We start from the raw sequence: 20,082 nt of genomic DNA, 5'->3' as shown, positions 1-20,082 counted from the left end.
CCTGGAATCCAGGCCCGCCCATCATGTCATCCCGCAAGTGCGTTTACTTCTTCGGCGCGGCCGGCGCCGAAGCCCCGCCCGGTGCACGGAAATACTTGAAGAATTCCGAGTTCGAATCGAGCACCAGCACGTCGCCATGGGTCTTGAAGGTGGCGCGGTAGGCTTCCAGCGAGCGGTAGAACTTGTAGAACTCCGGGCTCTTGCCGAACGCTTCGGCGTAGATTGCGGACGCTGCGGCATCGCCCTCGCCCTTGATCTGCTCGGCCTCGCGGTAAGCGGCGGCCAGCGTTTCGGTGCGTTTGCGGTCGGCGGCGGCGCGCAGCTTCTCGGATTCGGCCGAACCGGTCGAACGCAGCTCGTTGGCCACCTTCAGGCGTTCGGCGCGCATGCGGTCGTACACCGAAGCGTTGATCTTCTCGTCGTAATCGACGCGTTTGAGACGCACATCGACGATCTGCACGCCGATCTGCTTGGCCTCGGCCACCACCTTGAGCTGGATCGCCGCCATGACCTTGCCGCGCTCGCCCGAGATCACTTCGCGCACGGTGCGCTTGGTGATTTCTTCATTCAGCGCAGCCTTGACGATCTGGCCCATGCGCCCGCGCGCGCTGGCCTCGTTGCCGTTAAAGCTGATGTAGTACAGGCGCGGATCGACGATGCGCCATTTGACGAAGGCGTCGACCATGACGTTTTTCTTCTCGGACGTCATGAAGCGGTCGGCATCGGGCGTATCGAGCGTGAGGATGCGCTTGTCGAGGTAGATCACGTTCTGGAACGGCGGCGGCAGCTTGAAATGCAGGCCTGGCTCGCTGATGACTTCTTTCATCTCGCCGAACGCGAACACCACCGCGAACTTGCGCTGGTCGACCACGAACACGGTCGACGACAGGAGCATCAGCGCGATGAAGCCCGCAACAAAAATGGTAACTAAGCGGTTCATTAACGGGTCTCCCGATCACGTGAGGATTCGCGGCTGCGGTTATCGCGCTGGCGCACTTGTTCGAGCGGGGCCAGCACCTCGGCCGGCAAGGCTTGCGGCTGGGCGGCGGCCTGCGCCGGCGCCATCATCACCGGGCCGGACTTGGCGCCGATGGCGGCGTCGTTGGCGGCGGTCTGGGCGATCAGCTTGTCGAGCGGCAGGTACAGCAGGTTGCTGCCCGACTTGACGTCGACCATGACCTTGCTGGCGCTGCTGAAAATCTGCTGCATGGTGTCGAGGTACATGCGGTCGCGCGTGACGCCCGGCGCCTTCTGGTACTCGGTCATCACTTGCGTGAAGCGGGCCGCGTTACCGGTGGCGTTTTCGGTCACCATCGAGCGGTAGGCGCGCGCTTCTTCCAGCAGGCGCACGGCGTTACCGACTGCGCGCGGCACCACGTCGTTGGCGTAGGCTTCGCCCTCGCTCTTGGCGCGTTCGTTGTCCTGGCCGGCCTTGTTGGCGTCGTCAAACGCGCCCTGCACCTGCTCCGGCGGTTGCACGCCCTGCATGGTGACATTGCTGATCTGCGCGCCCAGGGCGTAGCGGTCGAGGATCTGCTGCATCAGCAGCTGCGTGTCGAGCGCGACTTTTTCGCGGCCGACGTACAGCACGTAGTCCATCTTGCTCTTGCCAACCACTTCGCGGATGGCGGTCTCGGCCACCTGGCGCACGGTTTCATCCGTCTCCAGGTTATTGAACAGCCAGGCTTTCGGATCCTTGAGGGTGTACTGCACCGCGAACTGGATGTCGATGATGTTTTCATCGTCGGTCAGCATCAAGGATTCTTTCAGGTTCTTCGAGCGCACATTGCCGCTGTAGCCGATTTCCATGGTCCGCACTTCGTTCACGTTGACCTTTTCGTGGGTCTGGAACGGATACGGCATGCGCCAGTTCAGGCCCGAACCGGTGCTGTGGCTGTATTTGCCGAAGGTCGAGACGATGCCGGCCTGGCCTTCGCGCACGCTGAACACGCCGCTGGCGAGCCAGATGAAGCCGACCACCGCCACCGCCGCACCAACCGTGACGCCGGCGCCCTTCATGTCCGGACGGTAAGGACCGTTGCCGCCGGAATCGCCGCCACCCGGGCCCTTGTTGCCGAACAGGCGATTGAGGCGCTGGTTGAAGTCGCGCCACATCTGGTCGAGATCGGGCGGGCCGTCACCGGGACGTTTGCTGTCCTGCAGCAGGACAGTAGGCGGCGGCCGGATGCCGACGCGTTTGAGTAATGAAGCAAGCATGCTATCGAGGTCCGACGTTGGTGGAGGTTAGAGTTTCGGCCGGTTGCGCGTCCTGCTCGTGCGCATCGTCTGCGTCGGCGGCATCGTCGGCGCCTTGCGCATCGTCTGCGTCGTCGCCGTCGGGCGCATCTTCCGGTTCGGCATCGTCCTGCTCTTCAAAAAAGTGGCTGCGCGCCGGCGCGGCCCTGGCCGCTTCGACCACGGCGTCGCGCAGCATGTCGAGTCCGGCGCCGGTGTGGGCGCTGATGAACACGCGCGCAATCTTGCCCGCTTCATCGCGCTCGACCGCGGGCTCGAGGCCGGCGGCGTCGATCTTGTTCCACACAAGAATCTGCGGAATGTGATCGGCGCCGATTTCCTTGAGCACCAGGTTGACCTGTTCGATCTGTTCCATGCGCACCGGGCTGGCGCCATCGACGACGTGCAGCAGCAGGTCGGCGTGGATGGTTTCTTCCAGGGTGGCGCGGAACGCCGCCACCAGTTGGTGGGGCAATTCGCGCACGAAGCCGACCGTGTCGGACATGACCACGTTGCCGACCTCTTCGCCCAGGTAGACGCGGCGCGAGGTCGTGTCCAGGGTGGCGAACAGCTGGTTGGCGACGTACACGCCGGCCTTGGTCAGGGCATTGAACAGGGTCGACTTGCCGGCATTGGTGTAACCGACCAGCGACACCGAAAAGGTATGGCTGCGGCCGCGCGAACGGCGCTGGGTTTCATGCTGCTTGCGCAGCTTGGCCAGGCGCGCACGCAGGGCCTTGACCCGTTCGCCGATCAGGCGGCGGTCGGTCTCGAGCTGGGTTTCACCCGGACCGCGCAGGCCGATACCGCCCTTTTGCCGTTCAAGGTGAGTCCAGCCGCGGATCAGGCGCGTGGCCAGATGCTGCAGCTGGGCCAGTTCGACCTGCAGCTTGCCCTCGTGGCTCTTGGCGCGCTGCGCGAAGATATCGAGGATCAGGCTGGTGCGGTCGAGCACGCGGATATTCAGGCGCTTTTCCAGGTTGCGCTGCTGGGCCGGAGACAAGGCGTGATTGAAGATCACGATCTCGATATTCTGGTCCACGCAGGCCAAACCGATTTCGTCGGCCTTGCCGCTGCCGACAAAGTAGGCAGCGTCAGGACTGGAACGCTTGGCGGTGATGGTGGTGATCGGCTCGGCGCCTGCCGAGCGGGCGAGCAGGGCCAGCTCTTCAACGCTCGCGTTGAAGTCGCCCGCGCCGAAATCGATGCCGACTAGTGCTGCGCGCATAGGCCTCCCTGCAGGGCCAGGCGACCCGGGGTGGCGACGCCCATGGCCTTACTCAGCTTCGGAATCAAGATTGAGATTGACAGCGCGTGCCGGCACAACGGTGGAGATTGCATGCTTGTAGACCATCTGGGTCACCGTGTTACGCAGCAGGACGACGTATTGGTCGAAGGACTCGATATGGCCCTGCAGTTTGATCCCGTTGACCAGATAGATCGAGACGGGAACATGCTCTTTGCGCAAGGCATTGAGGAATGGGTCTTGTAACAGTTGCCCTTTGTTGCTCATAACAGCTCCGTGATGTTGTTGTAGTAAAGAATTGGAGGCGACTCGCTGTTTTTTCAAGTGCCGGGACCATCATTCTGTGGTGAGAACGATGTCCCTAATGTACTGTAACCTGTTTTGCAATTGTCTGTCGTACGTGGACCTCTTAAACCTACTGCGCGGAGCCAGCTTGGCCCTGCGATGCTCACCGTACTTGAGTACGGCTGCGCTTCTCGGACCAAGCTGGCGCCGCTCGCTACGGTTTCAGAGGCCCACGTAGCGCAGGCAATTACTTCGACGTGCGTGCGAACGGGTTCTTGCCCACGCGCAGTTCGATCCGCAGCGGCGTACCGACCAGATTGAAGGTGTCGCGGAAATGCTTCTCGAGGTAGCGCTTGTACGGCTCGCCAATGGCGTCGAGCGAGTTGCCGTGGATGACGATGATCGGCGGATTCTGCCCGCCCTGGTGCGCATAGCGCATTTTAGGACGGATCGAGCCCTTGCGGCGCGGTTCCTGCTTCTCGACCGCTTCGATCAGCGCGCGCGTCAGGCGCGGCGTGGACAGGTCGGCGGTGGCGGCGGCGTAGGCCGAATCGACCGACTTCATCATCGGCGCGATGCCCTGCGCCTTGAGGGCCGAAATGAAGTGGGTCTTGGCGAACGAGAGGAAATCGAGCTTGCGGTCGATGTCGATCTTGATTTCGTCGCGCTCGTCGGTGCGCAGGCCGTCCCATTTGTTCACGGCCACCACCAGCGCCCTGCCCGACTCGAGGATGAAGCCGGCGATGTGCGCGTCTTGCTCCGAAATGTCTTGCTGGGCGTCGAGCAGCAGGATGACCACGTGGGCTTCCGAAATCGACTGCAGGGTTTTAACGACCGAAAACTTCTCGATCGCTTCGAACACCTTGCCGCGGCGGCGGATACCGGCCGTGTCGATCAGGGTGTAGTTCTTGCCGTCGCGTTCGAACGGTACTTCGATCGAGTCGCGCGTGGTGCCCGGCATGTCGAAGGCGATCACGCGCTCTTCGCCGATCAGGGTGTTCACCAGCGTGGATTTACCCACGTTCGGACGGCCGACGATGGCGATCTTGATCCCGCGCGCGGCCGGTTCCAGTTCTTCCTGGTCGTCCGGACGGCCGGCGAAGGCTTCGTTCAGCGCTTCTTCGACCAGGTCGGTCACGCCGTCGCCGTGGGCGGCGGAAATGACGTACGGGTCGCCCATGCCGAGTTCATAGAAATCGGCCACGACGGAGCTGTACTTCATGCCCTCGCCCTTGTTGACGACCAGCATGACCTTGCGGCCCGACTTGCGCAGGAAGTCGGTGATGGTCTTGTCGTGCGGCGTGAGACCCTGGCGGCCGTCGACGATGAACACGACCACGTCCGCTTCAGCGACGGCCTGCTTGGTCTGCAGGGCCATCTGGAACATGATGCCTTCCTTGGCGACCGGCTCGAAGCCGCCCGTGTCGATGACAAGGAAGGGGCGTTCACCGACCCGGCCTTCGCCGTAGTGACGATCACGCGTGAGACCTGGCAGGTCGGCCACGAGCGCGTCGCGCGAGCGGGTGAGGCGATTGAAGAGTGTCGATTTCCCGACGTTGGGGCGACCAACTAATGCGATTACCGGCTTCATGGTGTTTTTATTCGACCGCGATAGCGGTCACTGTCCCAGATTGTGTTTGAAAGATCAGGTTCGAACCTGCCACCAGGGGAGCGGACGTAACGGCGCTCCCGTCGGTGGCGGCGCGCGCCAGAAAGGAACCATCTTCCCGTGACAGGAAGTGGATGAAACCTTGATAGTCGCCGACGGCCACGGTGCGTCCATAGGACACCGGGGTGGACAGGCGGCGATAGCTTAATTTGTCGTTTTTCCAGGCGCTCACGCCGCCTTCGCGGTTAAAGGCCGACACCGCGCCCTTGTCGTCGACGGCGAAGACAAAACGCTGGTCGACCGAGACGCCGACGTCGGACGAGAGTTCCTTGGTCCAGCGCGCCGCGCCCGTGTTGATGTCGAAGCAGCCCACGCGGCCCTGGTAGGACACGGCGCACACTTCCTGGTCGATCACGACCGGGGCGCCGCCGATGTCGGTCACCCGTTCGAGTTCGGTGGCGCCGCGCGATTCGCCGACCGCCACTTCCCAGCGCGCAGCGCCGGTGGCCATGTTCAGCGACAGCAGTTTACCACCCGGCTGGGCGACGATGACTTCTTTGCCGACCACCACCATGCCCGGCGCATTGCGCAAGGTCAATGGCGGCGAGACGCGCTGCACGGTCCATTTTTTCTCGCCGGTCTTGGCGTCCAGGCCGACGATGCGGTTGTCGACCGAGCGCACCACCACGATGCCCTCGCCCACTACCGGGCTCGACAGCACTTCGCTCGACGCTTGCGTGGTCCACAGCAGTTTGCCTTCGAGATCGTAGGCCAGCACGCCGCCCTTGGCGCCGCCGAAGACCAGCAGGTTGCCGTCGGTGCCGACGCCGGCGGTCAGGCCCGTTGGCGCCTTGATGCGCCACAGCTGCTTGCCGCTGGCGGCGTCGACCCGCGCAATGGCGCCGTCGGCGCCGGCCACGACCAGCGACTGGTTCACCAGCGCCGGGGTGAAGACGTAATCCTGGGCCTTGCCGATATCGAGCTTCCAGGCGGTGCGCACAGCCATCGAGCCCTTGAGCTCGACCAGCGGCGCGGGCACGTTGCCCTTGGATTTGGAAGCGAAAGGATTAAGCGAACTCAGGGTGGAGCAGCCGGCCATCAGGGCCAGCACACCCGCACCGATAAGTTTCTTGGTAATACGCATAGTCATGACCTTGTTCTGGGTACGTGGTCCGCTCAGGCGGCCGCTTTAGTTTCCGGCACGGTGCCGCCGATGGCTTCGAGCTTGATCTGCACCAGGGCGCGGCCCGGATGCTTGGCGTCCATCGCGGCCAGGGCCGCCTCGTAGGCGCTGCGCGCTTCGGCGATCTTGTTCTGCGCCACCAGGATGTCGCCCTTGCGGTCGGCCACGGGGCCGGCGAAATGCGGCAGGAATGGCGTGGCCAGCAGTTTCAGGCCTTCATCGTAGGCTTTCTCGTCGAGCAGCACGCCGGCCAGGCGCAGCTTGGCGATCGACTTGTATTCGTCGTTGCCGTTCTCGACCACCCATTGCAGATGGGCCTTGGCGCCCTTCAGGTCGTTGGCATCAAAAGCGCTCTTGGCGGCCGTGAGCGAGGTCATGGCGGCGTAGGCGCTCTTGGCGTACTTGGTGCGCACGTCGCCGGCGATGCGCTGCACCTTGGCGTTATCCTTGGCGGCGGCGGCGCTCTGGATCTGCGTGTACAGGGCCGATGCTTCAGCCGCGTTGACCTTTTCGGCGCGCTTCATCCAGGTGTAGCCGGCATAGGAACCGGCGGCGATGATCAGCACCACCATCAGCATGTTGCCGTACTTGTTCCAGAAGGCCTGCATCGCGGCCAGTTGTTCTTGTTCTTCGAGATCGTATGCCATGTGTTTCTCAACAGTATTAGGTCAGGTTAATCGGGGTACGGCGCAAGCCTGCTGCTTAGTGATGGTAATGCACGTGCTCGTGGTCATGCTCGTGCTCGTGGGCGCCGACGATCTGGTTGACCAGATAGTCGACCACATCGTCGAACGGCACATTGGCCTGCTGCTCGCCTTCGGCGCCGCGCATCGACTTGACCGCCGCCGTGCTGTTGGCGATTTCGTCCTCGCCCAGGATCACGGCAAACGCCGCGCCGCTGCCGTCGGCTTTTTTCATCTGGCTCTTGAAGCTGCCCGGACCGCTCGCAGCGGCGCAATGTAACACAACATCCAGGCCGGCATCACGGATGCGCTCGGCCAGCACGAATGCCTGCATGCGCGCTTGTTCGCCCTGGTGCACCATGTAGACATCGCATTCGGACGGATCGTTCGGTTCGCCCGCTTCTTTCATCAGCTCGATCAGGCGCTCGATGCCCATCGCGAAACCGACCGCCGGGGTGGGTTTGCCGCCGAAGCTTTCGATGAGCGGATCGTAACGGCCGCCCGCGCACACGGTGCCTTGCGAGCCGAGCTTGTCGGTGACCCACTCGAACACGCTGCGGTTGTAGTAGTCGAGGCCGCGCACCAGGCGCGGGTTGACGGTGTACTGGATATTGTTATGGTCCAGAATGCGCTTGAGGCCTTCGAAGTGCACCACCGACTCGCCTTCGAGGTAGTCGAGCAATTTGGGCGCATTGTTCACCAGGTCTTGCATGGCAGGGTTCTTGGTGTCGAGGATGCGCAGCGGATTGGCGTGCAGACGGCGCTTGGCTTCTTCGTCGAGCAATTCGGCGTTGGCTTCGAAATACGTGATCAGGTCGGCGCGGTGGCGCTGGCGCTCGCTAGCGTCGCCGATCGAGTTGATTTCGAGGCGGATGTTTTCCAGGCCCAGGTCGTCCCACAGGCGGCGGCACAGCATGATCAGCTCGGCGTCGATGTCCGGACCGGCAAAGCCGACCGCTTCGGCGCCGACCTGGAAGAACTGGCGATAGCGGCCGCGCTGCGGACGCTCGTGGCGGAACATGGGACCGGAGTACCAGACGCGGCGCGGGCCGTCGTACACCAGGTTGTGTTCGATGACCGCGCGCACCACGCCGGCCGTGCCTTCAGGGCGCAGGGTCAGTTCGTCGTCGTTCATGGCGTCCTTGAACGAATACATTTCTTTTTCAACGATGTCGGTCACCGCGCCGATGGCGCGCTTGAACAGCGCCGTGTCTTCCACGATCGGGGTGACGATCTTCAGGTAGCCGTAGCTTTTCAGGACCGAGTGCACGGTGTTTTCGAACAGTTCCCACAGCGGCGCGTCGGCCGGCAGGATATCGTTCATGCCCTTGACGGCGGTGATCTTTGTAGCTTTTTCTTTTTTATTATCAGACATATTGCTTGCCATAAGTGGTTTGTACGTAGTTCAGGACAATCGCCTGGAATTCTTCAACAATCTTGTCGCCGCGCAGGGTGACGGTTTTCTTGCCATCGACGAACACCGGCGCGGCGGGCGATTCGCCCGTGCCCGGCAGGCTGATGCCGATGTTGGCGTGTTTCGATTCGCCCGGACCGTTGACGATGCAGCCCATCACGGCCACGTTCATGCCTTCCACGCCCGGATAGGCCTTTTTCCATTCAGGCATCTGCTCGCGCAGATAGGTCTGGATGTTGTCGGCCAGTTCCTGGAAAGTGGTCGAGGTGGTGCGCCCGCAGCCCGGGCAGGCGATCACCATCGGCGCGAACTTGCGCAGGCCCATGGTTTGCAGAATTTCTTGCGCGACGACCACTTCGCGCGTGCGGTCGCCGCCCGGTTCCGGCGTGAGCGAAATGCGGATAGTGTCGCCGATGCCTTCTTGCAGCAGCACCGACAGCGCGGCGGTCGAGGCGACAATGCCCTTGCTGCCCATGCCCGCCTCGGTCAGGCCCAGGTGCAGCGGATAGTCGCAGCGGCGCGCCAGTTCGCGGTACACGGCGATCAGGTCCTGCACGCCCGAGACTTTGCACGAGAGGATGATCTGGTCGCGTCCGAGGCCGATTTCTTCGGCGCGCACGGCGTTTTCGATGGCCGAGGTGATCAGCGCTTCGTACATGACCGCCTGCGCGCTCCACGGTTCCGGACGCAGCGCGTTTTCATCCATGATGCGGGCCAGCAGCGACTGGTCCAGGCTGCCCCAGTTGACGCCGATGCGCACCGGCTTGTTGTACATCACGGCCGCTTCGATCATCTGGGCGAACTGGCTGTCGCGCTTGGCGCCCTGCCCCACGTTGCCGGGATTGATGCGGTATTTCGACAGCGCGCGCGCGCACTCCGGAAAGTCGCGCAGCAGGGTGTGGCCGTTGTAATGGAAGTCGCCCACCAGCGGCACGTCGATTTCCATGCGGTCGAGCTGTTCGCGGATCAGCGGCACGGCGGCCGCCGCTTCGGGCTTGTCGACCGTGATGCGCACCATCTCGGAGCCGGCGCGCGCCAGCTCCTTGACCTGGATCGCGGTACCGATCACGTCGGCCGTGTCGGTGTTGGTCATCGACTGCACCACCACGGGGGCGTCGCCGCCGACCCAGATTTTGCGTTCGCCGTGCGCGACCAGCACCCGGCGGCTGAAGCGCCGCGCGAGGGGACCGGATGGAATCGCCAGATTCGAAGAAGACATGAACAGAGACCTAATTTAGCTTGTATTTAACGCTTACTTGAGTTTGACTTTGGCGGCGCGGCCGTTGTCCGGCAAACTGACCGCTTCGCCGCGCAGGGTGGCCGACACGCCGCCTGGTTTACCGACCACCAGGGTGACCGGCTCGGTGATGTCGAACGTTTCGACGGTACCGGCCTTGACCAGGCGCGACAGCAAAGGCGCTCCCCTGGCGCGCCGCACTTCGACCCAGGAGTCTTCGCGCACGTTGATCACCAGCGGGTTGCTGGCGGGGGCTGCCGCAGCGGCGGCGGCGGGCGGCGTAGCGGCGGCGCCTGCCACCGGCGTGGCGACCGTTGGCGACGGCGTCGAACCGGGCGGCGGCAGCACCGACACCAGCGGCGGCGCCGGGGCGATCACCGGCTTGCGGTCATCCGGCTTGACCAGGGTCGTTTCGAGCGGCGCGGCAACGCCGGCGGGCTTGTCGCCCACCAGCGGGGCCGCCAGCACCGTCACGCTCGCCTGCGAGCCGGCAGCGGCCGCCGGGGTCCCCTGACTGGACGAGCCCAGCAGCGAGGACGGCACCAGGCCGAACTGCCAGGCGCCGGCGGCGGCGGCGATGACCAGCACGGCCGCGCCGATCAGGCCCAGCGGCAGGCTTGAGCGTTTGCCGTTGGTCGGAAAGCGCACTTCGGAAAACGTGGCCGGCTTGTCGCGCCGCACGCTGCGGCCCGGTTCGGTCAGCTCGGGCGTCTCGAGCGAGATCATGGCCACCAGCGGGGCCGCGTCGAGCTTGACGACCTTGGCGTAGGCGCGCACGAAACCGCGCACCACGGCCGGACCCGGCAGGTTGGCGTAGTCGCCCGCTTCCAGCGCGGTGACCTGGCGCACGGCCATTTTCAACTGGTCGGCCACCTGCTCGACCGACCATCCCATTGCTTCACGCTGGGCGGCCAGGGTCTTGCCCGGCAAACCGTGGTTGGCCGCGTTCGCATTCGCGCCCGCGGCTGCTTGTTCTGCCCACTCTGAACTCATTGTCGATCCTGTCTCACTCATCAAATGCACCGCGCTGGAAGGCTGCGAACTCGGGCGAACCGGGGTGGCGGCGACGCAGTTGCGTCACCAGGCTTGTCTCAGAAGCCTTGTCGCCCAGTTTGCGTTCGACGCGGATCGCCAGCCAGAGGACATCGGCGGGCAAGCTCTCCAGTTTCGCGACCGCTTTGACACGGTTGATATAAACTCCGGCGCGCACGTAGTCGCGCCGCTCGTAGTAGACCCGCGCCAGGCCGGCTTGCACCGGCGCCAGGTCGGGCTCGATACGCACGGCTTGCAGCAGGTAGCGCTCGGCCGCGTCGTAATTCTTTTGCTTGATGCTGCATCCGCCCGCATTGACCAGGGCCTTGACCGGCGACTGGTACATGGGGTTTTTCAGGGCGATCTCGAACTGGGCGATGCCCGGCTCGTAGCGCCCGGTCTGGCACAGGAAGGAGCCGTAATTGTTGTTGAACTCGGGATTGCGCGGCGCCAGGCGCATCGCGCGCTGGTAGTTTTCTTCGGCCAGGATGTTCTCGCCCATGCTGGTGTAGATCAGGGCGCGCACGCTGTAGGCGTCGGCCATGTCGGGATCGATGGCGATGGCCTGCTTGATCTCGTCGAGGGCGACCGCGTAGTTGCCTTCCTGGTAGTAGCCGATGGCCAGCTGCATGCGGATGCCGGAGCGCTTGTCCTTGGTGGTCTGGTCGGACGCGGTCTTCAGTTCCGTGGTGCTGCCCTGCAGGCCGGCCGCTTCGGCCGAGGCGTTGCGGGTGACGCTGGTGGTGGTGCAGGCGCCCAGCGCCGCAACAACGCCGGCCGCGAGAGCCAGCGCCAAAGTTCTGTGCAGCCGGTGCAGCGCGGCGTTCAAGAAGGAATCTCCACGATGCGCCCGAAGTCGGCGCCGAATTTCTTCTGGTATTCAGCCATTTTTTCCATGCGCTCCTGCACGCGGGTACGGTCTTGCACTTCGCCGGCCAGCTGGCCGCAGGCGGCGTCGATATCGTCGCCGCGCGTTTTCCGAATCGTGGTGACCAGCCCGCCATCCATCAGCACCTGGGCGAAGGCCTTGATGCGCGGATTTTTCGAGCGCAGCAGGCCGGACTCAGGGAAAGGATTGAACGGAATCAGGTTGAATTTGCACGACACGCCGACCAGCGGGTCGTTGACCAGGGCGACCAGCTCGCGCGCGTGCTCATCGCTGTCGTTGACGCCGTCGAGCATGCAGTATTCGAAGGTGATGAAGTCGCGCGGAGCAAACTCCAGGTAGCGGCGGCAGGCCGCCATCAGCTCGCGCAGCGGGTACTTTTTGTTGAGCGGAATCAGGCCATCGCGCAGGGCGTCGTTCGAGGCGTGCAGCGAGACCGCCAGCGCCACCGGCACTTCCTGCGACAGCTTGTCCATCATCGGCACCACGCCCGAGGTCGACAGGGTCACGCGGCGGCGCGACAGGCCGTAGGCGTTATCGTCGAGCATGAGCTTGAGGGCGGTGACGGTCGGCTCGAAATTGAGCAGCGGCTCGCCCATGCCCATCATCACCACATTGGTGATCTGGCGCTCGCCCTTGGGGCCGGGTTCGATGCCTTTGGTGCGGCGCAGCTCGAATTCGGCCATCCACAGCTGGCCGATGATTTCGGCCACCGTGAGGTTGCGGTTGAAGCCCTGCTTGCCGGTCGAGCAGAAACGGCAGTTCACGGCGCAGCCGGCCTGGGTGGAAATGCACAGGGTGCCGCGGTTTTCTTCCGGGATGAACACGGTTTCGACCGCGTTGCCATTGCCCACGTCAACCAGCCACTTGCGCGTGCCGTCAGTCGACGTGTGGTCGCTGATGGTGGCGGGCGCGCGGATTTCGGCGCGCGTGGCCAGCTTGTCGCGCAGCGACTTGGCCAGGTCGGTCATGGTGTCGAACTCGCTGGCGCCGAACTGGTGGATCCAGCGCTGCAGCTGTTTGGCACGGAACGGCTTCTCACCCAAGTCGGCGCAGTAAGCGACGAGTTGCGCGGGATCGAAGTCCAGCAGGTTGGTGAGAGTCGTCATAGTATTCTTTAATCAGTCAGGACAAATTCAGGGAAAGCCATCCCGCCCGCCCGGCGAACCGGGCAAGCGGTGTGATACAGGTCAAGCAGTCACGAGTGACTGATGAACACGAATTAACGCGAATAAACGTTCAGTGCTGGGAAGTAGTAAGCGATTTCCACAGCAGCGGTTTCAGCGGCGTCGGAGCCGTGCACGGCGTTGGCATCGATCGAATCGGCGAAATCGGCGCGGATGGTGCCTTTTTCTGCCTTCTTCGGATCGGTCGCGCCCATCAGGTCACGATGGGTAGCGATGGCGTTTTCGCCTTCGAGCGCTTGCACCATGACAGGACCCGAGATCATGAATTCGACCAGGTCCTTGAAGAATGGACGTGCAGCGTGCACAGCGTAGAAGCCTTCTGCTTCAGCGCGCGACAGGTGCATCATGCGGGCTGCGACGATTTTCAGGCCAGCGCCTTCAAAGCGGCTGTAGATTTGCCCGATGACGTTTTTTGCAACTGCGTCAGGTTTGATGATCGACAGGGTGCGTTCGATTGCCATGTGTAAAAACTCCAATAAAAAGAAAGGTTTAATGTTGGGTAACGGGACCCAATCAACCTTCGATTTTACCATACAACACCCCTTTTTGAGGGATATTGCACGGCCGTCCGCAGAAGTGTTAGAGTGGCGCTTGTAAAAATACGCGCATGCGCGATTTTGCGCGTTTTTCCCGCGCTGTGCTATTCTTTTAGCGAGCGTTACTTTTTTATCAATCGGAGGCACTATGTCAATTAGCTTGCAAGACTACGATCTGGCGGGTTCCAGCCAGGCGGTACGTCATCGCGTACTGCGCAACACTTACTGGCTGCTGGCGCTGTCGATGATCCCGACCGTGCTGGGCGCGGCCATCGGTGTGATGTTCCATCTGCCCGTACCACGCGGCATCCTCGGTTTCGTGCTGTTCCTGGCAATGTCCTACGGCTTCATCTGGGGCATCGAAAAAACCAAGCAGACCGCCATGGGCGTCGTCGTGCTGCTCGGCTTTACCTTCTTCATGGGTATCTGGCTCACGCCGCTGCTGACGCGCACCCTGGGCTTTTCCAACGGCGGCACCCTGATCATGATGGCGTTCGGCGGCACGGCCAGCGTATTTGCCGTCCTGGCCAGTATCGCCACCGTGAGCAAGCGCGATTTCTCGATGATGGGCAAGTGGCTGTTCGCCGGCGTGATCGTGCTGATCCTCGCCACCCTGGCCAACTACTTCCTGCAGATGCCCGCCCTGTGGCTGGCCATCTCGGTGATCGGTATCGCAATCTTCTCGGCCTACATCCTGTATGACGTGCAGCGCATCGTCAACGGCGGCGAGACCAACTACATCAGTGCCACCCTGAGCCTGTACCTGAACGTCTACATGATTTTCCAGTACGTGCTCTCGCTGCTGGGACTGGGCGGCGAACGCGAATAAGCGTTAGCCCTTCAGCAATAAAAAACCGGCCTGCGGGCCGGTTTTTTTACGTCCGCGCCAGGCGCGCCTTCCAGGCTCACACCAGGTTGAACACCGCCATCGATTCCACGTGCGAGGTGTGCGGGAACATATTGACCACGCCGGCCTTGCTCAGTTCGTAGCCGGCCTCGTGGGTCAGGATGCCGGCGTCGCGCGCCAGGGTCGACGGGCTGCACGAAACGTACACGATGCGCTTGGGCAGCATCTGCGGATGGCTGATGCGCAGCGCCGCCAGGGCTTGCACCAGCGCCATGGCGCCATCGCGCGGCGGGTCGATCAGCATGCGGTCGAACTTGCCGAGCGCGACCAGGTCTTCGGCCGTCACCTCGAACAGGTTGCGCGTCGAAAAGCTGGTTTTCTCCGACAGCCCGTTGGCGCGCGCATTCGACAGCGCCCGCTCAGTCAGGGTGGTGCTGCCTTCGATGCCGACCACTTCGCGCGCCTGCGTGGCCAGCGGCAGGGTAAAGTTACCCAGACCGCAGAACAGGTCGGCCACGCGGTCTTGCGGCTGCACGTCGAGCAGATTGAGCGCCTTGCCGACCAGCACGCGGTTGATGTGGTGGTTCACCTGGGTAAAATCGACCGGCTTGAACGGCATCTTCACGCCGAATTCGGGCAGGGTGTAATACAGTTCCTTGTCCAGCGGATAGAACGGCGCGGCCGTTTCCGGGCCTTTGGTTTGCAGCCACCACTGGATGTTCCACTGGTCGGCGAAACTTTTGAGCAAGGTTTCATCGGCGCCGCTCAAAGGCGCCATGATGCGCAAGACCATCGCCGTGGTTTCCTCGCCGACCGCGATTTCGATTTGCGGCATCTGGTCGAAGATCGACAAGGCGCCCACCAGCGCGCGCAGCGGCAGCAGCATGGCGGCCACGTGCGGCGGCAGGATCTTACAGTCGCTCATGTCGGCGACAAAAGCCGAGCGCTTTTCGTGGAAGCCGACCAGCACCGTATCTTTTTTGACAACATGGCGCACCGACAGGCGCGCGCGGTAGCGGTAGCCCCAGGTCGGGCCGTACATCGGGCGCATCACATTGCCCGGCTTGACCTTGCCGATGTGCCACAGGTTGTCTTCCAGCACGCGCTGCTTCATCGCCACCTGGGCCGACGGCTCCAAATGCTGCATCGAGCAGCCGCCGCAGTTGTCGAAATGCGGGCACTTGGGCGTGACGCGCATCGAGGAAGCCTTGTGCAGCACGGTCATGCGCGCCGCCTCCCAGTTCTTTTTCTTCTTGAAGGTGACGAAGCTGACTTTTTCGCCCGGCAAGGCGCCCTCGACGAAGATGACCTTGCCCGGCGAGCCGTCCTCGTTGGCGAGGTGGCCGACGCCGCGGGCGTCCATGTCCAGGGATTTGATGTCGAGAATGGTGTCTTGCATGGCGAAAAACACGCGCAAGGCGTGTGCGGAAAGAGGGTGGATGGGGAAGAGGAGGCGCGGATCAGCCCGCGCGCATCATAGCAAGGAATCGCGCACCACGCCACGGGCGGCCATCGCCCGTTTCAGTTTGACCAGCGCTTCCTGCTGGATCTGGCGCACCCGCTCGCGCGTGACGCCCATTTCCTCGGCCAGGGTTTCAAGGGTGGCCGGATCGTCGTTGTCGAGCCCGAACCGGCGCATGATCACGATGCGCTGCTTGTCGGGCAGGCGGGTGAGCCAGTCGCGCACCAGCACCGTCATTTCGTGGTGCTCGGCCCTGGCGTCGGGGCTGTCGTCGGAATCGCCCGGCAGCATGTCCATCAGGCTCGACTGGGGATCGTTGTCGAGCGGGGCGTCGAGCGAGGTGGCGTGCTCGGACAGGGCCAGAATATCCTGCACTTCCTCGACCGGGCGCCCGACCAGGTGGGCGATGTCTTCGGCGGTCGCGTCCTTGCCGTCGTGGTGCTGGGCTTCGAGGTGGTACTTGGCGCGCAGGATCTGGTTCAGCTCGCGCACCATGTGGACCGGCAGGCGCACCGTGCGCGCCTGGTTCATGATGGCGCGCTCGATGCTCTGGCGGATCCACCAGGTGGCGTAGGTCGAAAAGCGGAAACCGCGCTCGGGCTCGAACTTGTCGATGGCGCGCATCAGGCCGATGTTGCCTTCCTCGATCATGTCGAGCAGCACCACGCCGCGGTTGATGTAATGCTTGGCGATTGACACCACCAGCCGCAGGTTGTGCTCGATCATGGTCTGGCGCGCAGGAAAGTCGCCAGCCTTGGCCAGGGTGGCGAAATGGACTTCCTGGGCGGCCGTCAGCAGCGCGCGCGTGCCGATCTGGTTCAGGTAGTGCTGGGTGGTATCGGTCGAGAGTTCGGCCGCCAGCACTTTTTTGAGTTCATCGACGCTGTCGAGCAGGGCCGGGGCCACCGGCGCGCTGTCGGCGCCGGGGGCGGCATCGGCCTCGACGTCAATATCGGCGTCCAGCGCGGGATCGATCGCGGCCTCGTCCGGGTCGTCCGGAAAGTCATCCGGACCCGGATCGTCGCCTTGCTGGTAGCTCGAATGCGTCATGAAAGATCCACGGGGCCGGTTGTCATCCGGCGGTAACTTCTCAGCGGTTAGGCAGGAAACGCGAAGGATCGACCGGCTTGCCCTGCTGGCGGATCTCGAAGTGCAGCTTGACCGAATCGGCATCCGAATCGCCCATTTCGGCAATCAGCTGGCCTTTGTGGACGCTCTGCCCTTCCTTGACCACGATGGAGCGGTTGTGGGCGTAGGCGGACAGCAGGCTGTTGCTGTGCTTCACGATCACCAGATTACCATAACCGCGGATGCCGCTGCCGGCGTACATGACTTTTCCGGCACCGGCCGCCATCACTTGCTGGCCTGCCTTGCCGGCGATATCGATGCCCTTGTTCTTGCCTTCATCGAAGGTGGCGACGATCTTGCCCTCGGATGGCCAGATCCAGCTCAGTTGTTCGTCGTCGCCGGCGGCGGCCCGTGGCGGCGGCGGCGTGACCACCGCCACTGCCGGCGTGGCCGGTTCCGGTTTCTCGGCCGGCTTCAGATCGGCCTTGAGCGGCACGCCGCCCTCGCTTTTTTGCAACTCGGCCAGCGCGCTGTCGCTGTACGGGCGCTTGTCGGCGCGCGGGGTGGTCTTTTTGGCCACCACCGGCACCGGCGGCGCTTTGGTCTCGGACGACGGCGGCATGTCGATCTTGCTGATGGTCACGCCGTTGCCGCCGCTGTCGCTCTTGCTATCGGGAGGCAGCACGCGCAGCACCTGGTCGACCTTGATGTCGTTCGGGTTCGACAGTTTGTTCCATTCGACGATGTCGCGGTAGTTCTGGCCATGGTCGAGCGCGATGCGGATCAGGGTATCGCCCTTGCGCACGGTGTACATGCCGCGCTCATCCTTGTGGTCGTCGGCGGCGCGCGGGACGCGGTTGTCGGCGGCCGGCAGGCGGTCGATCACGGGTACGGGGCGGCGGGGAGCGGTGTTACAGGCGCTGAGCAGGCCCAGGGTCAGGAGCAGCAGGGGAAGATGGCTTGTGTAGTTCATTCTCATGTTATGTGTGTCGTATTCTGTAAGCGGAGGCGCGCGCCGGTGGCGCAGGCGGGCGAACCAGCCGAACGCAGGCGAACGCTAAACGGTGCCCGGGCGCAGCGGCACGAAGTGGCAGCCTTCCAGGGTCTCGCTCATCCATTCGGCCTTGCCGGTGCGGGTGATCAGCTGCAAGTGCTGGACCTGCGCGCCCACCGGGGCGACCAGGCGGCCACCCACGCTGAGCTGCTCCAGCAGTGCCTGTGGCACCTCCAGACCGGCCGCAGCCAGGATGATACCGTCGAATGGGGCGGCCTGGGGCAAGCCTAGCATACCATCTCCGTAGTGCAAGCGCAGATTCACGATGCGCAGGTGGCGCAGATTGGTCTTGGCCAGCTCGTGCAACTGACGAATCCGTTCGACCGAAAACACATCCTTGGCGATGTGCGAGAGCACCGCGGCCTGGTAGCCGCAGCCGGTGCCGATTTCCAGCACGCGGGTCAAAGGGCTGCCGTTGCGCAGCACTTCAAGCATGCGCGCCACGATGTAGGGGCGCGAAATGGTCTGGTTGTGGCCGATCGGCAGGGAGGCGTCGACATACGCCTGGGCCGACAGGGCCGGCTCGATGAAGCGGTGGCGCTGCACGCTTTCCATGGCCTTGAGCACCACCCCGTCCTGCACGCCCTGCTTGGCCACCCGTCCCACCATGGCGCGCCGGATCGCGTCCGACACGCCGGTGTCGGGGCGCGGCGCGATCACCGGCAGCGGCTGGGCGCGCTGGTAGGCGTCGCCGGGACGGGCCGGGGCAACCGTCACGCGCGGCACGTAATTCTGGCCGCCGCCCTGCCCGCCCTGGATGCCGCTGCCGGCGGCATTCCGGGTGGCGGTTTGCGGGGTGGCGACCTTGACAGGAGAAAACGCCGGAGCGGCGCGCTTGTCCCCGGTCACCGACGACAGCGGCAGCGGAAACGTGCTGCGTTTGTCGTTCTTGTCGCTCATGCGAATCCGCGCTGAAGCAGCGCCAGCTGGTCGCGGTGGGTCAGGTCGACCTGCAGCGGGGTGACCGAGACTTCGCCCAGCGCGGTGGCGTGGAAATCGGTGCCCTCGCCGGCGTCGCGCGTGGCGCCCGGCGGGCCGATCCAGAAAATCTCGCGCCCGCGCGGGTCGAGTGCGCGGATCACCGGCTCGGCCTGGTGCCGTTTGCCCAGGCGCGTAGCGCGCACCGTGCGCAGCGCTTCGTACGGCAAATTTGGAATGTTGACGTTGAGCAGGTAGGGCGTGGGCAACTCGTCGAAGCGGCGCAGCACGATGTCGCGCGCCAGCCGGGCCGCGGCATCGATGTGCTGCCAGCCGTGCATCACCTGCGAAAAGGCGATCGCCGGAATGCCGAACAGATACCCTTCGGTCGCGGCCGCCACCGTGCCCGAATACAAGGTGTCGTCGCCCATGTTCTGGCCATTGTTGATGCCCGAGACGACCAGGTCGGGCCGGTAGTCGAGCATGCCGGTCAGGGCCACGTGCACGCAGTCGGTCGGGGTGCCGTTGACGAAGTAAAAGCCGTTGGCCGCCTTCTGCACCGACAGCGGCCGGTCCAGCGAGAGCGAATTGGAGGCGCCGGAACGGTTGCTGTCGGGCGCCACCACCACGATCTCGGCAACGGAGGCGAGCGCGTCGGCCAACGCCTGGATGCCGGGGGCGAGATAGCCGTCGTCATTGCTGATAAGAATTCTCATCCCCAGATTTTACCTGAAGCAATGAGCCTCACGCTGGCCCCGCACCAACATTTTATGCACAGTGTGCGCGCCACGCGGCTACTGGGTGCTGACCGGGCGCCCGCTGACGGCATCGTTGAGCGCTTCCTGCAAGAACGAGACTTCATCCTGGGCGAAGGCCAGCAAGGCATCCTTGTCGTTGTGGCGCAAATAGACCTGGCGGATCAGGGCCATGCCGCGCTTGCGCAGCGGCGGCGGCACGTTACGGCGCAGCACCGGCTTACGCAGGCTGTCGGCCAGCGCGCGCGCCTCGCGCTCGCTGCAATTGTCGATCAGTTCCTGCAACTGCGCCAGTTTGTGGCTGAGGGTGTCGGCGCCGCCGCTGTCGGGCGGGGCGTCGAGGATGCTGGTCGGACGCGCGCCGGCGTCGAGGCGCGACGCGCCGGGCACCCCGGGGGGCGCAGCGGCGCGCCCGGGGCCGGTGCCGGTTCCGCATCGGCCAGGT

At 63.9% G+C, this 20,082-nt stretch carries 19 protein-coding genes and 1 pseudogene; 1 reads left to right on the top strand and 19 read right to left on the bottom strand.

Going from position 1 to position 20,082, the window contains the following annotated elements:
- Window positions 1–43 precede the first annotated feature (43 nt).
- The 13 genes from hflC to ndk form a co-directional block, all read right to left on the bottom strand.
- Window positions 44–940, bottom strand: a complete 897-nt coding sequence (hflC, locus tag F1609_RS14040; protein ID WP_167077051.1) for a protease modulator HflC — start codon at window positions 938–940, stop codon at window positions 44–46.
- Window positions 940–2,217 carry an FtsH protease activity modulator HflK gene (hflK, locus tag F1609_RS14035; RefSeq protein WP_167077050.1) on the bottom strand — a complete coding sequence of 426 codons (1,278 nt, stop codon included), beginning with the start codon at window positions 2,215–2,217 and terminating at the stop codon, window positions 940–942. Before hflK ends, hflC begins: the two co-directional genes overlap by 1 nt.
- A gap of 1 nt (window position 2,218) precedes the next feature.
- Entirely contained in the window at window positions 2,219–3,463 is a 1,245-nt protein-coding gene (gene hflX, locus F1609_RS14030) for a GTPase HflX (RefSeq protein WP_167077049.1), read from the bottom strand.
- 48 nt (window positions 3,464–3,511) lie between these two features.
- Window positions 3,512–3,748: an RNA chaperone Hfq gene (gene hfq / locus F1609_RS14025; protein ID WP_026354376.1), complete on the bottom strand. Its 237-nt coding sequence runs from the start codon at window positions 3,746–3,748 to the stop codon at window positions 3,512–3,514.
- A 265-nt stretch (window positions 3,749–4,013) separates the two neighbouring features.
- Window positions 4,014–5,357, bottom strand: a complete 1,344-nt coding sequence (der, locus tag F1609_RS14020; RefSeq protein ID WP_167077048.1) for a ribosome biogenesis GTPase Der — start codon at window positions 5,355–5,357, stop codon at window positions 4,014–4,016.
- Window positions 5,358–5,364: 7 nt separating this feature from the next.
- Complete coding sequence (gene bamB / locus F1609_RS14015) at window positions 5,365–6,519, bottom strand: outer membrane protein assembly factor BamB (RefSeq protein ID WP_167077267.1); 1,155 nt, start codon at window positions 6,517–6,519, stop codon at window positions 5,365–5,367.
- Window positions 6,520–6,551: 32 nt separating this feature from the next.
- Window positions 6,552–7,205, bottom strand: a complete 654-nt coding sequence (locus F1609_RS14010; protein WP_167077047.1) for a YfgM family protein — start codon at window positions 7,203–7,205, stop codon at window positions 6,552–6,554.
- A gap of 55 nt (window positions 7,206–7,260) precedes the next feature.
- Window positions 7,261–8,616, bottom strand: a complete 1,356-nt coding sequence (gene hisS / locus F1609_RS14005; protein WP_167077046.1) for a histidine--tRNA ligase — start codon at window positions 8,614–8,616, stop codon at window positions 7,261–7,263.
- The gene (ispG, locus tag F1609_RS14000) at window positions 8,609–9,874 is read right to left on the bottom strand and encodes a flavodoxin-dependent (E)-4-hydroxy-3-methylbut-2-enyl-diphosphate synthase (protein WP_167077045.1); all 1,266 of its coding nucleotides are present in this window, start codon (window positions 9,872–9,874) and stop codon (window positions 8,609–8,611) included. Before ispG ends, hisS begins: the two co-directional genes overlap by 8 nt.
- 33 nt (window positions 9,875–9,907) lie before the next feature.
- Entirely contained in the window at window positions 9,908–10,885 is a 978-nt protein-coding gene (locus F1609_RS13995) for a helix-turn-helix domain-containing protein (RefSeq protein WP_167077044.1), read from the bottom strand.
- Window positions 10,886–10,898: 13 nt separating this feature from the next.
- Window positions 10,899–11,753 (bottom strand): type IV pilus biogenesis/stability protein PilW, encoded by an 855-nt coding sequence (gene pilW, locus F1609_RS13990; RefSeq protein ID WP_229421885.1) that lies wholly within the window; start codon window positions 11,751–11,753, stop codon window positions 10,899–10,901.
- The gene (gene rlmN, locus F1609_RS13985; protein WP_167077043.1) at window positions 11,750–12,919 is read right to left on the bottom strand and encodes a dual-specificity RNA methyltransferase RlmN; all 1,170 of its coding nucleotides are present in this window, start codon (window positions 12,917–12,919) and stop codon (window positions 11,750–11,752) included. Before rlmN ends, pilW begins: the two co-directional genes overlap by 4 nt.
- Before the next feature lie 113 nt (window positions 12,920–13,032).
- A complete protein-coding gene (ndk, locus tag F1609_RS13980; protein ID WP_166881127.1) occupies window positions 13,033–13,458 on the bottom strand; it encodes a nucleoside-diphosphate kinase in 426 nt (141 codons plus the stop codon).
- Window positions 13,459–13,681: 223 nt separating this feature from the next.
- On the opposite strand from ndk, the gene F1609_RS13975 reads away from it, so the two are divergent.
- Window positions 13,682–14,362 carry a Bax inhibitor-1/YccA family protein gene (locus tag F1609_RS13975; protein WP_167077042.1) on the top strand — a complete coding sequence of 227 codons (681 nt, stop codon included), beginning with the start codon at window positions 13,682–13,684 and terminating at the stop codon, window positions 14,360–14,362.
- A gap of 76 nt (window positions 14,363–14,438) precedes the next feature.
- Here F1609_RS13975 and rlmD read toward each other — a convergent pair whose 3' ends face one another.
- From rlmD to F1609_RS13945, 6 genes and pseudogenes are all read right to left on the bottom strand, one after another.
- A complete protein-coding gene (gene rlmD / locus F1609_RS13970) occupies window positions 14,439–15,779 on the bottom strand; it encodes a 23S rRNA (uracil(1939)-C(5))-methyltransferase RlmD (protein ID WP_167077041.1) in 1,341 nt (446 codons plus the stop codon).
- Between the two features lie 75 nt (window positions 15,780–15,854).
- Window positions 15,855–16,892, bottom strand: a complete 1,038-nt coding sequence (rpoS, locus tag F1609_RS13965; protein ID WP_167077040.1) for an RNA polymerase sigma factor RpoS — start codon at window positions 16,890–16,892, stop codon at window positions 15,855–15,857.
- 40 nt (window positions 16,893–16,932) lie between these two features.
- The gene (locus F1609_RS13960; RefSeq protein WP_167077039.1) at window positions 16,933–17,883 is read right to left on the bottom strand and encodes a peptidoglycan DD-metalloendopeptidase family protein; all 951 of its coding nucleotides are present in this window, start codon (window positions 17,881–17,883) and stop codon (window positions 16,933–16,935) included.
- Window positions 17,884–17,967: 84 nt separating this feature from the next.
- Window positions 17,968–18,864: a protein-L-isoaspartate(D-aspartate) O-methyltransferase gene (locus tag F1609_RS13955; RefSeq protein ID WP_167077038.1), complete on the bottom strand. Its 897-nt coding sequence runs from the start codon at window positions 18,862–18,864 to the stop codon at window positions 17,968–17,970.
- Window positions 18,861–19,598, bottom strand: coding sequence for a 5'/3'-nucleotidase SurE (surE, locus tag F1609_RS13950; protein ID WP_167077037.1), 738 nt, complete (start codon window positions 19,596–19,598; stop codon window positions 18,861–18,863). Before surE ends, F1609_RS13955 begins: the two co-directional genes overlap by 4 nt.
- 78 nt (window positions 19,599–19,676) lie before the next feature.
- Window positions 19,677–20,082: pseudogene (locus tag F1609_RS13945) on the bottom strand (tetratricopeptide repeat protein); the annotation flags it as partial.

Source organism: Massilia aquatica (assembly GCF_011682045.1).
Lineage (GTDB): Bacteria > Pseudomonadota > Gammaproteobacteria > Burkholderiales > Burkholderiaceae_D > Telluria_A > Telluria_A aquatica.
The sequence above is the reverse complement of the archived record's forward strand: the minus strand, read 5'-3'. Positions and strand labels throughout refer to the sequence as shown.

Bases quoted from the DNA above. Each gene is read 5' to 3' on its own strand.
- hflC (WP_167077051.1), bottom strand. From the start codon at position 940: ATGAACCGCTTAGTTACCATTTTTGTTGCGGGCTTCATCGCGCTGATG.
- hflK (WP_167077050.1), bottom strand. From the start codon at position 2,217: ATGCTTGCTTCATTACTCAAACGCGTCGGCATCCGGCCGCCGCCTACT.
- hflX (WP_167077049.1), bottom strand. From the start codon at position 3,463: ATGCGCGCAGCACTAGTCGGCATCGATTTCGGCGCGGGCGACTTCAAC.
- hfq (WP_026354376.1), bottom strand. From the start codon at position 3,748: ATGAGCAACAAAGGGCAACTGTTACAAGACCCATTCCTCAATGCCTTG.
- der (WP_167077048.1), bottom strand. From the start codon at position 5,357: ATGAAGCCGGTAATCGCATTAGTTGGTCGCCCCAACGTCGGGAAATCG.
- bamB (WP_167077267.1), bottom strand. From the start codon at position 6,519: ATGCGTATTACCAAGAAACTTATCGGTGCGGGTGTGCTGGCCCTGATG.
- F1609_RS14010 (WP_167077047.1), bottom strand. From the start codon at position 7,205: ATGGCATACGATCTCGAAGAACAAGAACAACTGGCCGCGATGCAGGCC.
- hisS (WP_167077046.1), bottom strand. From the start codon at position 8,616: ATGTCTGATAATAAAAAAGAAAAAGCTACAAAGATCACCGCCGTCAAG.
- ispG (WP_167077045.1), bottom strand. From the start codon at position 9,874: ATGTCTTCTTCGAATCTGGCGATTCCATCCGGTCCCCTCGCGCGGCGC.
- F1609_RS13995 (WP_167077044.1), bottom strand. From the start codon at position 10,885: ATGAGTTCAGAGTGGGCAGAACAAGCAGCCGCGGGCGCGAATGCGAAC.
- rlmN (WP_167077043.1), bottom strand. From the start codon at position 12,919: ATGACGACTCTCACCAACCTGCTGGACTTCGATCCCGCGCAACTCGTC.
- ndk (WP_166881127.1), bottom strand. From the start codon at position 13,458: ATGGCAATCGAACGCACCCTGTCGATCATCAAACCTGACGCAGTTGCA.
- F1609_RS13975 (WP_167077042.1), top strand. From the start codon at position 13,682: ATGTCAATTAGCTTGCAAGACTACGATCTGGCGGGTTCCAGCCAGGCG.
- rlmD (WP_167077041.1), bottom strand. From the start codon at position 15,779: ATGCAAGACACCATTCTCGACATCAAATCCCTGGACATGGACGCCCGC.
- rpoS (WP_167077040.1), bottom strand. From the start codon at position 16,892: ATGACGCATTCGAGCTACCAGCAAGGCGACGATCCGGGTCCGGATGAC.
- F1609_RS13960 (WP_167077039.1), bottom strand. From the start codon at position 17,883: ATGAACTACACAAGCCATCTTCCCCTGCTGCTCCTGACCCTGGGCCTG.
- F1609_RS13955 (WP_167077038.1), bottom strand. From the start codon at position 18,864: ATGAGCGACAAGAACGACAAACGCAGCACGTTTCCGCTGCCGCTGTCG.
- surE (WP_167077037.1), bottom strand. From the start codon at position 19,598: ATGAGAATTCTTATCAGCAATGACGACGGCTATCTCGCCCCCGGCATC.